The 13,405-nt window shown below is 37.7% G+C and carries 11 protein-coding genes; 10 read left to right on the top strand and 1 reads right to left on the bottom strand.

All coding sequences use genetic code 11. From position 1 onward, the window contains the following. Positions 1–60 precede the first annotated feature (60 nt). From E1140_RS17890 to E1140_RS17870, 5 genes are read left to right on the top strand one after another with little or no spacing between them, the layout of a single operon-like run. A complete protein-coding gene (locus E1140_RS17890; protein ID WP_155187213.1) occupies positions 61–825 on the top strand; it encodes an outer membrane beta-barrel protein in 765 nt (254 codons plus the stop codon). Between the two features lie 40 nt (positions 826–865). Next, a complete protein-coding gene (locus E1140_RS17885) occupies positions 866–3,091 on the top strand; it encodes a hypothetical protein (RefSeq protein ID WP_155187210.1) in 2,226 nt (741 codons plus the stop codon). Positions 3,092–3,146: 55 nt separating this feature from the next. Beyond that, a complete protein-coding gene (locus E1140_RS17880) occupies positions 3,147–3,968 on the top strand; it encodes a hypothetical protein (protein WP_155187207.1) in 822 nt (273 codons plus the stop codon). Continuing rightward, positions 3,965–4,594: a methyltransferase domain-containing protein gene (locus tag E1140_RS17875; RefSeq protein ID WP_185153661.1), complete on the top strand. Its 630-nt coding sequence runs from the start codon at positions 3,965–3,967 to the stop codon at positions 4,592–4,594. Before E1140_RS17880 ends, E1140_RS17875 begins: the two co-directional genes overlap by 4 nt. Then, positions 4,591–5,325 (top strand): DJ-1/PfpI family protein, encoded by a 735-nt coding sequence (locus E1140_RS17870; RefSeq protein ID WP_155187201.1) that lies wholly within the window; start codon positions 4,591–4,593, stop codon positions 5,323–5,325. The genes E1140_RS17875 and E1140_RS17870 overlap by 4 nt, the downstream gene beginning before the upstream one ends. Here E1140_RS17870 and E1140_RS17865 read toward each other — a convergent pair whose 3' ends face one another. Continuing rightward, positions 5,326–6,534 carry a bifunctional alpha/beta hydrolase/OsmC family protein gene (locus E1140_RS17865; protein WP_155187198.1) on the bottom strand — a complete coding sequence of 403 codons (1,209 nt, stop codon included), beginning with the start codon at positions 6,532–6,534 and terminating at the stop codon, positions 5,326–5,328. Between the two features lie 157 nt (positions 6,535–6,691). Between E1140_RS17865 and E1140_RS17860 the strand changes: the two genes are divergently transcribed. From E1140_RS17860 to E1140_RS17840, 5 genes are all read left to right on the top strand, one after another. Further along, on the top strand, positions 6,692–9,325 hold the full coding sequence (locus E1140_RS17860) for a PAS domain S-box protein (RefSeq protein ID WP_155187195.1): 2,634 nt from the start codon (positions 6,692–6,694) through the stop codon (positions 9,323–9,325). Positions 9,326–9,344: 19 nt separating this feature from the next. Then, on the top strand, positions 9,345–10,517 hold the full coding sequence (locus E1140_RS17855) for a hypothetical protein (protein WP_155187192.1): 1,173 nt from the start codon (positions 9,345–9,347) through the stop codon (positions 10,515–10,517). A 4-nt stretch (positions 10,518–10,521) separates the two neighbouring features. After that, entirely contained in the window at positions 10,522–11,082 is a 561-nt protein-coding gene (locus E1140_RS17850) for a YqaA family protein (RefSeq protein ID WP_185153660.1), read from the top strand. A 3-nt stretch (positions 11,083–11,085) separates the two neighbouring features. Continuing rightward, positions 11,086–12,096: a ferrochelatase gene (gene hemH, locus E1140_RS17845; protein WP_155187187.1), complete on the top strand. Its 1,011-nt coding sequence runs from the start codon at positions 11,086–11,088 to the stop codon at positions 12,094–12,096. 139 nt (positions 12,097–12,235) lie between these two features. After that, complete coding sequence (locus E1140_RS17840) at positions 12,236–13,399, top strand: right-handed parallel beta-helix repeat-containing protein (protein ID WP_155187183.1); 1,164 nt, start codon at positions 12,236–12,238, stop codon at positions 13,397–13,399. Positions 13,400–13,405: the final 6 nt, after the last annotated feature.

Here is a 13,405-nt window from a genome sequence, read left to right as displayed (position 1 = left end):
TATTATAGCTATCCCTTACATAAAAATTAACTAAATCTTTAACAATTGAACTATTAATTAATGATAAATAAAGATGATAATATGGAAGTAAAACAGACTAAACGTAAATGGCTGTTATCTGTATTTTTGGTGGCTTTTTTGTTCGCATTTACTGCTGAAACAAAGGCGCAACTAAAAGTAGGAGCTACAGCAGGAACAAATTTCAATTCCTTTACACAACCCGGCATAACAATGGGTACAAATGTTGGAGGTTTTGCAAGGTACCAGGTCTTGGGCTTTTTAGAAGCTCAGGGAGAGATTAAGTATACACTATTTGGTGGCGGCCGTCATGATTTTGAGAGAAGCTACGAAACGTCAGCGGACATTTCGTCAGATTTTCTTAATGGAATTTCCTCAGTGGACTACAAGAACAGATCGGTTCTTTTGCACAGCATAGAAATTCCTCTATCGGCACGAATAAGTCTTCCTGACATGGAAGAGTCAGCGATTACACCAAAATTCATTGTTGGCTTTAGTTATGCCTATGTTTTCGGTGCTTTCGAGCAGCGAGATGCGGTTTTCAACTTCAACAATGGCAATCAAGTGTTACTTTCTAATCTAGAGGAGAATATAGGAGGGGACATAAATGCATCAAACTTTAGCTTTTTTGGTGGTTTTGCTCTTGATTTTGCTCTTGACAATGGTAATACTTTTACCACTGAATTTAGGTACCAAAGAGGTATCAACAACTTAAATGCTGTTGGTATTGCAGACCCTCAGGTAACTGAAAACCTTTATTCACAATCTTTCAGCATCAACTTTGCTTATCAAATCTTTACATTTTAATAAATTTTAAACCAAGTCTTTTAATTAAACTCAATAGAAAATGAAACAATTCAAATTTTTATTATTAATGCTACTTGGTGTTGGCTTGTTGGCTACATCATGTGACGATGATTTCTCTGAAGAGGATCTTTTAAATGCTCAAAATGATCTTGTAAATGCAAGACAAGACTCAATTAAAGCTCAAAATGTTGCTGCTCTTAATGAGGCAGGAGAATTAGTAGGCTTTCAACTCAAGGTTGTAGATACAGATGGAAATGGTGTAGAAGGTCTTACTGTAACTATGGCGGCTTCATTGGGATCTGGTGGGCTAGATGAGCAAACTGTTACCACTAATGCTGCTGGTTTAGCTTTATTTAATAGAGTTGCAATCGGAGGAAATGTAATATCTGTTTCTGGAGGTTCTATCATTCCAGCTACTCTAAATGCCGATTTTGGTTCAATCCAACAAGGAGTTCATTACCAAATCGTCAATGGTGTGATTATACCTACTCCTGTAACTGAAAGTGCGATTATCACTGTTTTAGGAGCTTCAGCGGCTACGGCTACAGTGCAAGGTACAGTTACAATAGAGACTGACGTAACTAACACTACTACCGAATTTCCAACAGGAGTTGCACTAGTGGCAGATTTTGATGATGCTTTAACACAAGCGTCTTCACTTGCTGGTTTAACGTACTTTCTTGCGACCAATGACAACGTTCTTGATTTAGGTTCAGCTGATGTTGATGCTACCACAGGAGCATATTCTATGACAGTACCTGCTGGCGTTCAATTTGATCTAATAGTGCCAAATGTAAGTGCAACCCAAAGAATAGCTGTTTCAAGAGTTAATAATGTTGATTTAGATAGACCTGAATACTTAGACGTTGCAACTAATTTTGGGCCAAGCTGGAACATTTTTAATTATAGTTCAGACTTTTATAATATCCCTGCTGTTGTTGGTGTAAGAACTGTATTTAATGCTCCAGATCCAGCAGGAGAAGGATTTACTATGGGCTCATTTGCAAGAGTTGGTAGATCTATTCCTACTTTCACTTTTCAAGATGGGAACAACTTTACTCTCCCAAATGAAATTAATACTGACATAGTTTTACAGGTTACAAATCTAGGCTCGGGCTATACAACCACACCGACTGTTGCAGTTGCTGACGGAGGTACAGGCACAGGAGCTACAGCAATGGCATATTTAGAGTGGATGTATACTTCAGCAACAGTTACTACAGTAGGAACAGGGCTTGTAGCTGACAATGACTATACTGTGACAATTAACTACCTGGATGAAGATTCAAACCCAATCTTTGCTGATAACTTTACGGCTACTGCTAATGGCTCTGGTGAAATTGGTCAGGCTGAGATTACCGCAGGTATCAATGCTGGAACCGGTCCTGGTTTCGAAGCAAACAACTGGGATGAGATTGCAGACGAAGTAACTGGTTTTGAAATTTCATTTGCTGGTGGCGGAGATGGTACAGCTGTTGGAATGGGTAGATTAGAAAGAATATTTATGGTTGATACTGGCGATGACTATACTTCACCAACCTTTACTTTCTCAGGCGGTGGAGCTACTACTCAGGCAGCTATAAGTGTACTTCAATTTGGAACGCAATGGACATTCGCTCTTGATAACAGTGGCAATACAGTTCCTTATGCTTTGTTGCCTGACGATATAGAATTTACTTACCTAGAGGTTGGTACTGGCACTAGAGATAATTTTACTAGTGGTAGTGCAACAAATATTGAAACAGGTAGCTCTAGTGATTTAACATCTACTCTTTTAACTGTTGATGGATCCGGAAACATTGTATATAAGGATCAAACAGCAAGTTATAAGACTTCATTCTTCTCTGATGAAATGCCATCTGTTTTGGTTACAAAAGGTGGATCTATTCAGGCTGTAGCATCTATGGATGACGGTGATGTAAACGAGGATGGTTCAATTAACGATATTGATAATATTGACGAAGAAGGTGAGGGTTACACAGCTATTCCTTTAATTACTATTGAGCCTTCTGCAGTAGGTGCACCTGGATCTGGCGCCACAGCAACGGCAACTGGTGGTAATCTATTAGCAACTGGTGAATTCAATTGGAATGGCGGTTGGGAAATCACTAACGGTGGTACTGGTTATTTACCAAACTTAAATCAAGCTGTTGATGAGAGAAACTACAGCTTCCCAAGTGTTTCTAATATAACTTTAAGATCTGGCGACACTAGAGTTATTGACATTGACTTCGGAACAGGTGTTAAAGGTGTTGATCACAACTAGTTTTTGACTTGATTAATAAAAAAAGAGCCTAACTTTAGAGTTAGGCTCTTTTTTTATGCAGAAGTTTTTATCCTTCATAACTATAAATCATCTGAGTATTGATGTAGTAATCGGTTCAATTATCTCTTCTATCTTTCTTTCAATAATTACCGATATTAAATATTCTAATACTTCACTACTTATATTGGGTCTGGTAGTTTGGTCTATCTACACCTTCGACCATTTGCTAGATGCTAAGAACAGCAAAGCCGATCAGCTTAGTGCCAGGCTAGCGTTTCATAAAAGACACTCTTCTATACTTACCAAAGCCCTGATCTTTACCATTCTACTTACCGCTTGTTTGCTTCCCTTTATACCTTACAAAACATTACTATACGGTACAGTCCTAAGCAGTGCTGTACTGGTTTACTTTTTATCTATTCATTTTCTGAAAAGTAAATTCATACTTCATAAAGAGTTGGTAATCGCTATAATTTACACAGCAGGCATTTGCCTTGGTCCAGTGAGCCAAATGACGAATCCTATTTCTAATTTTCAGTTGTTGGTCATTTCTATCTTTTTTATTATTGTTCTATTCAATTTGCTGGTATTTTCATTGATGGACCAGAAGGAAGATTTGAATGCCAAATTTCCTTCGTTTGTCATGGCCGCAGGAGAACCCATTACCTTGGTTGTACTAAAGGTTTTGGGGTTAGTAGGTATTGCTTTGATTACCTATTTAACAGTATTAGGGTTTGTAAGGGAATCGGTACTTCTTGCATCTATGTTTGGGGTTTTGCAAATCATCTTCTGGAGAAGAGAAAATACTTACATAATCAAATACTATCGCTATGCAGGAGATGGAATCTTTCTTTTTCCTATTTTCTACCTCCTGTGAGAAACAATTTCAACTTTATAGCACCCGTTTACGACAAGTTAGGCAGGTTGATTTTTGGTAATAATCTTATTGATTCTCAAAAAGCTATGCTCAAGCATTTAAAAGAGGGTAATCACATCCTGATTTTAGGAGGTGGATCTGGTGAGATTCTAAAGGAGCTTGACAAACAAAAAATTCACTTAACTATCTCATTTGTCGAACTATCACCAAAAATGATCAGGCTGGCGAAAGCCAGGCAACCGTTTAAAAACATAGAAGTCACTTTTATTTGTCAAAACGCCTTAGCTATTAATCCGCCTAATGCCGATGTGGTTATAACCAACTACTTCTTAGATGTTTTTGCTCTAGCGAATCTAACTCTCATAATGAAGAAGATTGAGAACTCGTTAAGTACTTCAGGAATCTGGCTCTGTACAGACTTTAGAAAAACCAATTCTATTTTCAAAAACGGCCTTATCAAGCTGATGTATTTGTTTTTCAAGATATTCAGTCAACTGGAAGCTAACGTGCTACAAGATTTTGAAGTGCAATTCGAGACGCTTGGTTATAAAAAAATAGATTCTAAGTTTTACTTTGGTAAAATGATAGAATCTTGTACATATCAAAAACCTAATCTCACGAAATGAAAAATCTTATCTACACATTTCTGGTTACAGTGGCTTTACTAGCTTGCAATAAAATCGAGAATAAAGAGGTAACGAATACTGTACCTGAACTTCCTGCTCCAATCATGCCCGATAAAAAATTGAATGTTGCCTTCTTAATAGTGGATGGAGTTTACAATTCTGAACTGGTTGCTCCTATGGACATACTGCATCACACCGTATTTCATACTGAAAAGGGTATGTCAGTTTTTACAGTTGCACCAGATTCAATGATGATAACCTCATTTGAAGGACTGAAGATTACACCAGACTATTCCTTTCTATATGATTCATTGCCCAACATTGATGTACTGGTTGTGCCAAGTGCCGAACACAGTATGGATTCTGATCTTGAAAATGAGTTGCTCATCAATTTTGTAAAGACAACTGGCGGTAATGCTCAATATGTAATGTCCCTATGCGATGGTGCCTTTGTATTAGCTCAGGCAGGTTTAGTAAATGAAAAAGAATCAACCACTTTTCCATCAGACATTCAAAGGTATAAAGAGACCTTCCCGCAACTCACTGTTCATGATGGAGTAAGCTTCGTACATGACGGTAAACTCATCACCTCTGTTGGTGGAGCAAAATCTTATGATCCTGCGCTGTACTTGTCAGAGATTTTATTTGGCAAAAAGGCAGCTAAAGGCATTGCCAAAGGTTTAGTAATTGACTGGAATGTAGAAGAGATAGAATTTGTAAGGGTTCAATAGCTACATCAGGCTTGTCTTAACCACAATTTCATTGTGCAGTGTTCTGTGAACCGGGCATTTATCAGCAATCTCTAAAAGTTTAGCTTTTTCCTCTTCAGTGAGATTGCCTGAAAGTTCAATATACCTTTCAATTTGATCTATCAAAACAGGTTTTGTTTCGCAAGACTCACAATCACTACTATGAACCTTATCATGCTTCAAGTGAACTTTTACCTCTTTTAAATCGATGTTTTTTCTATCGGCATACATTCTCAAGGTCATACTGGTGCAAGCCCCTAAGCTCGACACCAGTAAATCATAAGGATTCGGACCTAGATTCAGACCACCAACAGACTCCGGCTCATCTGCAATCAAACTATGCCCAGCCGCTTTTATTTCTGTAGTATAACCTTGTTCACCTGTCATCACTACAGCCTGTAAATCAGTATTCAATTCATCTGCGTCCTCTTCCTCAACATATCGCTCAGCCCAAGCGGCAATTGTATTACCAACATAAGTTGAGTCGAGCTTATTAGATAACAAATGGTCCGCTTTGTCAAGTGATATAAAGCTTTTTGGGTGCCTGGCCACTAGGTAAATTTCTTTAGCGTTAGAAATATCGACCACCTGATCTTGCGGAGAGTGAAAGATCAATAATGACTTATTAAGTTGAGAAATACGCTCTTCGCTGGAAGCTTCTTCCAGATCTTCAATCAGCTGCTTTTTTATTTTAAATGCTCTTCCTCCAATGTCTACTGTAGCTTCGCCCTCATTTTCAATAATGTCTGACTTTGCTTTAAAAAGCTTCTTTAAATGGGCCGGGTCATATGGAGAACCTATAGTAACTACACCTTTTGTCGCTTTAAAATTATGTGCAGCAGCCAAAACTGCTGCTCCTCCAAGTGAATGGCCAATTACCAGCTCAGGAGCTTTATAATTAGTTTCTAAAAAAGTATAGGCTGCAATTAGATCAGTGGTGTTTGAGGTAAAGTTAGTATCAGAGAATTCCCCTTCACTTTCTCCTAAACCAGTAAAGTCAAATCTTAAAACACCAAACCCGTGTTGAGCCAAAGCTCTTGAAATATTAACAACGGCCGAAAGATTCTTGGAACACGTAAAACAATGAGCAAAGATTACATACGCCTCTGGTTTATTATCAAGAGGTAATTCAAGTTTAGCAGATATCGTATTATTCTCTTTGTTGGTAAAAGTGACGTTGTTGGATTTCATAATTATACTATTTTAAGAATGAGCTGAGTGGCCTTTATTGCCTTCATCAACCCAAAAACTAACCCTAAAGTTGCCTTTTAAAGGATTTTCTTACAATTCTCTTGAATCTCACATTCTAACCCTTATATTGCAAATTTTATTTTGAGAAATAATATTGATGAACAAGTTGGGTGCGGATAGTCTCTATATTACAGATTTGATAGAGGCCAGTGTTGATGGTATATTTTTGCTTGATGACGACTGCAAAGTCATTGCCTGGAATCCCAAAATGGTAGAAATCACTGGATTAACGTCCGGTCAGGTTATCGGTAAACCTATATTTTCAGTTTCCTTCCAGTTTGGACAAAAATTCTTTTTAGACGGACTAAAGCAAGCGCTCAACAACAGCGGTATTGTACTGAAAAATAACTTTCATTTTGCTACAGATGGAAGTAATAACATCTGTCAGGCAAGCTTGTCCCCGTTTAACTTACCCTTTGGTGAAGGACTTGGCTGTATGGTCATCTTAAGAAAAGTATCTCAGAAGTTTGCCACTCATAGCAAAATGAAGCATCTCATAGAGGAGTCTCCAATAGCTACAGCAATCTATCATAAGGATGGCAGACCCAGATACTTCAATAAGGCCTATGGGGATTTGTGGGGAGCAAATAGTGGCATGGCCATTAAAGCAATCACTAATTACAATATACTGGAAGACGATCAGCTGGTGGATTTAGGTATAATGCCTTTTATACAAAAAGGATTTTCTGGTCAACCTTGCGACATTCCTATCATAGCTTACAATCCATATGATACACCTTCAATAAAGTCATTAGGGATCAACGAAAAGAAATTTATTAAAGGACATATTTTCCCCGTTAAAAATGCCAATGAGGATCTTGAGGAAGTGATCTTAATGTTGACTGACATTACTTTTCAGCGGCAGGCTGATGAGATTTTATCTGAAACACACTTGAAGTTTCAGATGCTCACCATGGGACTTCCCGGTGTGATTTATGAATATGAAGAAATAGGTGATAATCCTCATAAGTTCAGATATATAAGCCAAGGGTGTCAGGAAATGTTTGGCTTCTCACCAGAAGAGGTGATGGAAGATGCCAACAAGCTGGAGATGTGCATCCACCCTGATGATTTAGCAACTTTCAGAAATTCAACTCAAAGCAGTGAGTTTGAAGCCAAAAATTGGGAATGGCAAGGCCGTATTATAGTTGATGGAGAAGAAAAGTGGATTGAGGGTAAAAGTAGCCCAGCAAAACTCAAAGATGGCACCATTGTACGCTACGGCCTACTGCTTGATATCACAGACAAAAAAGAGGTCGAACATCAGTATAAACTAACTCAGGAAAGATTAACACTTGCGCTGGAAGGTGCCGAACTTGGTTTGTGGGAATGGAAGGCTAAATCTGGAAGGACATTTCTCAATAAATCATGGGCTGCCAAACTGGGTTATACTAAAGAAGAGTTTGACGAAGCATTTAAGGGCTGGAAAAGCATGATCCATCCTGACGATGTTGACAGTGTTCGTGCCAAAATGGACGATCATATAGCCGGAAAATCTAAAGTTTTTGAATCGGAATATCGTATTAAGAAGAAATGTGGAGAATGGTTCTGGGTGTTGGATAAAGGAAAAGTTACCGAACGCAATAAAAAAGGAGAAGTCAAAAAGTCTGCAGGAACGATTCTAGATATTAACGATTCTAAAATCACACAAAATATTATCGAGCAAAATGAGCAGCTGTTCTCCCAGTTGTTTGATAATGCGCCTATGGGAATTGTTCTGCTTGATGACGAACATAAGGTGGTTCAAATGAATAGTGGTTTTCAAAAAATGTTTGGCTTTGGTGAGGAAGATATCATTGGGAACCAGCTTAACAACATCATTGTACCGGAAGACAAGAATAAAGAGGCCATTGATATAAATATTATAACCGCCAAAGGAACGGTCGGAGTACTGGAATCAAAGCGCCAGCATAAAGATGGTTCACTCATTCCTGTAATCATATATGGCGTACCTGTATCTTTTAATAATAAGACCATAGGTATTTATGGTATCTATGTAGACATTACGGACCGTGTGAATGTCGAGCATGAATTGCAGATCAGAAATAATGAGCTAGACAACTTTGTATATAAGGTTTCTCATGACCTTAGAGCACCACTCTCATCTATTTTAGGCCTGGTTCACCTAGCTAGCCATGATCAAAATGAGGACGATATAAGGCAATACATTTCCATTATAGAAGACAGGGTTAAGCAACTTGACAGCTTTATCAATGATGTGTTGAGCCATTCGAAAAACCTGAAAATGGATATCGCTGTCAATAAAATTGACTTCAAAAAAGTGATTGAAAACTGCTTCGAAGGCCTTGGCTATTTGAGAGGTGCCAGCAACATCGATAAATTCATCACCGTTTCTGACCATGAATTTTATAGTGATGAATGGAGAGTGAATGAGATTTTCAGAAATCTAATCTCAAATGCGATCAAGTATTTGAATACCGAAATTTCTAACTCTTTTATTAAGATCGATATTAATATTGATGCCGAAAGGGCGGTGATCAAAATAGAAGACAATGGTATTGGTATTGATGAAAGTGCACTTCCAAAAATCTTTGATATGTTCTTCAGGGCTACTACCTCGGCTGAAGGTTCAGGCATTGGCTTGTACATCGTTAAAAATGCCATCGAAAAACTAGGCGGTAATGTGAACATTCAAAGTGCCCTTGATAAAGGAACAACCTTCACCATTATTTTACCTAATACAAAGGATAAGGCGGCAATTAAGGCCTAGAACTCTTATACTTGCACCTATGAGAGTTATTGAAGTAAATAATAAAGCTCAGGCTCAAGAGTTTATTAAATTACCGGTTCGTCTTTACAAGAATAATCCTAAATGGATAAGACCTCTTGACAAGGATATTGACGCTGTATTTGATTCTAAAAAAAACAAGACTTTTAGGAATGGTGAGTGTATCCGTTGGATTCTGGAGGACGATAACGGACAGATTGTTGGTCGGGTTGCAGCTTTCATTAATAAAAAAACCGTATCTAAAGATAACGACCAGCCTACTGGTGGAATGGGCTTTTTTGAATGTATAAATGATAAAATAGCGGCCTTTTTGTTATTTGATACTTGTAAAGAGTGGCTCATAAAAAATGATATGGAGGCCATGGACGGCCCTATTAATTTTGGTGAGCGTGATAAATGGTGGGGTCTTTTAGTTGACGGATTTGAAATAGAACCGAACTACAACTGTAACTATAATCCTCCCTTCTATCAGGAGCTTTTCGAAGCCTATGGTTTCAAAGATTACTTCAAACAGTTTACATTCGGACGTAAGGTAAGAGACCCCTTCTCAAGCAAGTTGATGGAAAAAGGAGAAAAGATTCTCTCTCAGAAAGATAGCGGCTACTCTTTCCGTCATTTAGAATTAAACAAGCTCGATAAATACACTGAAGATTTTCGAATTGTATATAATAAGGCCTGGGCACGACATAAGGGAGTATCACAAATGTCGTCATTACAGGCGAAGGCCATCATGAAGCAAATGAAGCCGATTATAGATGAAAAGATTGTCTGGTATGGCTATTATAATGATGAACCTATTGCTTTCTACATAAACCTTCCTGAGGTTAACCAGATTTTTAAACATGTAAATGGTAAACTTGACCTCATAGGTAAGCTAAAATTTGTTTATCATAAATGGAGAAAGACCTGCAAAAAAATGCTTGGTTTAGTATTTGGAATAGTTCCTGAGCATCAGGGAAAAGGTGTAGAAGGTGCACTCGTTTTGGCTACTGCCCAAATGGTGCAGAAGGACTACCAGCGCTATGACGACTTGGAAATGAACTGGATCGGAGATTTTAATCCTAAAATGATTAGAGTGGTAGAACAAGTGGGTGGAGACATTGTTAAAACACATATCACTTACCGGAAACTTTTTGATGAGAATCAGGAGTTTAAACGTTGCCCAATACAATAATAGAATGAGTCTTTTTAATATCAGATCGAGAATATTAATTAAAAACCTCGCGCGAGGGATTTTCGGTTTGGCATTGATAATTGTTGGGTATTATTACGTTCAAAAGTACACCCACTTTGACCTTTTTCTAGAGCACATTGCTCAATGGCCATTTTTGGTATATGCTGTATTCACGGCTTCAGAAGTGATTTTCGGTATCATACCACCCGAGCTGTTTATGATCTGGTCAGTAAAGCATGGTATCTTCGAAACCTATGCGGCTAATGTTGCGCTATTAACTATAATCTCATTTGCAGCAGGAGTGTTGGGTTACTACATAGGCTCCAACTTAAGGTCCGTTGCACTATTCAAACCTCTTTTTGATAAATACATCCGTAAGTACAAAAATATTTTAAACCGATATGCTGGTTTCTTAATAATAATAGGCGCTATTACACCAGTTCCTTTTTCGGCAATTTGTATGCTGGTGGGAGCCACAAACTTCCCTTTTCCAAAGTTTTTACTTTTTGCTTCAACAAGATTTCTAAGATTTGCAGCCTATTCTGTGGCTATATATTATTTCTAGACTATGAATAAATCAAAAACAGGGGTTTTATTGATAAACCTTGGCACACCAGACAGTCCAAGTGTATCTCATGTTAGATCATACTTATCTCAATTTTTAAATGATCCAAGGGTAATAGACATTCCTGCGATAGCAAGATTACTGCTCGTTAACTTGATTATTGTTCCTTTTAGAGCACCCAAATCTGCCAAAGTTTATAAAGAAGTGTGGACAGAAGAAGGCTCTCCTTTACTAACAATTAGCAACAATGTCGCTCAACTATTAGATAAGGAGTTAGGTGATGATTATGATGTCCACTTAGCCATGCGCTATAAGAATCCAAACATTGTAGATGTTTTGGAGCAGATGAGATTAAAGAACTACAACAAAATAGTAGTGCTGCCTATGTTTCCTCAATATGCTTCTGCAAGTACTGGATCGGCTTATGAGTTAGTGATGGATGTGGTTAAGAAATGGTGGGTGATACCTGAGATTAGGTTTGTAGGTCAGTATTTTGACAACCCTGATTTTATTGATGCTATTTTGGATAGAGCTTCAAAGTATAATATTGATGATTATGATCATGTGCTTTTCTCCTACCACGGGCTACCGGACAGACATGTTGACAAGGTATATCAGGATGGATTATGCAGTGATAGAGATTGTGAACATGAGCTAACTGAAGAAAATAAATATTGCTATAAAGCAACCTGCTACGCCACAACAAGATTGATTGCCGAAAAGCTGAACCTGCCAGAAGATAGATACACAGTCTGTTTCCAGTCACGGTTGGACAAGAAATGGCTTACTCCTTTTTCTGATAAGGTAGTTGAAGAATGGGGAAAAAAGGGAGCTAAAAAACTATTGGTCTTTTCTCCTGCATTTACAGCAGACTGCCTCGAAACCATTATTGAGATTGGTGATGAGTATCAAGAAATATTTGAAGAGCATGGTGGTGAAAAGGTTCAGCTTGTTGAGAGTCTGAACGAGCATCCGCTCTGGATCAAATGTCTAAAGGATTTGGTTATTAATTAGATTACAGCGGAATATCGTTGTATTTTACTTATCAATTCACTGATTTACTGAACATTGGCTCCGATTTTCTTCATTAAGGCCTAATAATTTCTTACTTTCTTTGTGCATCAATATGATGTACCACTAAAAAAGTTAAGGAATGAAAAATTTAATCTTCTCATTGCTAATGATTTGTGTCGTACTTCCATCACTGGGACAGGACGTTTTCATAGCTGACAACAACTTTAATGCTCCCACAGGGTCAAACATTTTTTCCACCATTCAAGAGGCCGTTGATGCTGCCAGTGCAGGGGACTTTATTTATATACAGCCAAGTCCAAATGCCTATGGTAGTGTCATTATTGAGAAGGAATTACATCTCGTAGGCATTGGCTTTAATCTGGATAAGGACTTTCCTCATGAATCTGTTATGGTAGATATTACCCTTAGAAATAATGTGGATAATACATCAAATGCTTCCAATTCAACAATAACTGGTATCCGTTTTCAAGAGTTATTTCCACTTAAAAGAAGTGGTCTCGATTATACATTGGATGGTATAAAAGTTTATAACTGCGATTTTGATAGAATTTATTGGTCTTCTGGTTCTACAGCACCAGTTATAGCCAACGCAGAAATCTATGACAATTATATTGATGGTCAAAGTGTTTTCGCCAATGCTGTAGCTAATCTTATATTTAGAAATAATTATATGGAAGGAATCAATTTCTTTACCTCTGCATTATCCACTGCAGTTCTTTCCAACAATATCATTTATGGTATAATTGAAAAATCCAGTGAAGGAGATAATGTTATTATTCAAAACAATGTATTTGTAGGCAGTAAAGGGTCTTCAGATTCATTTAATAAGCTTACAGACGTTATTGTAGCCAATAATATCTTTTATGGACGAACTCCAAGTGAAAATGCCTCAGGCAATAGTAATTCAACTAATTTTCAGAGAAATATATTCACTAATAACTTAAGTTATGAAACCGGGAATGATCAGCTGCCCCCTTCTGGTGGTGGGGTTTCAAATTCTGGTGATGGAAATATAGAAAGTTCCTCCCCTTTATTTGGCAATGTTCAATTGTTAAATACTTGGGATCCAGCTTATGATTTTACACTTCAAGGAGGTTCGCCTGCGCTGAATGCAGGCAGTGATGGTACTGATATCGGAATTTCAGGAGGACCCTACCCTTTTACAGACTCTAACTTTGTGCTAGATACAACGCCACTACCTACTATTCAAATCTTAAATACAAGTACAGTAATCAACCCTGGAGACGATTTGGATGTAAGGATTAAAGCAAAGTCAAACTAAAGATAT

The organism is Fulvivirga lutimaris, from assembly GCF_009711525.1.
Classification (GTDB): domain Bacteria; phylum Bacteroidota; class Bacteroidia; order Cytophagales; family Cyclobacteriaceae; genus Fulvivirga; species Fulvivirga lutimaris.
This window is presented reverse-complemented; position numbering and strand designations above follow the sequence as displayed.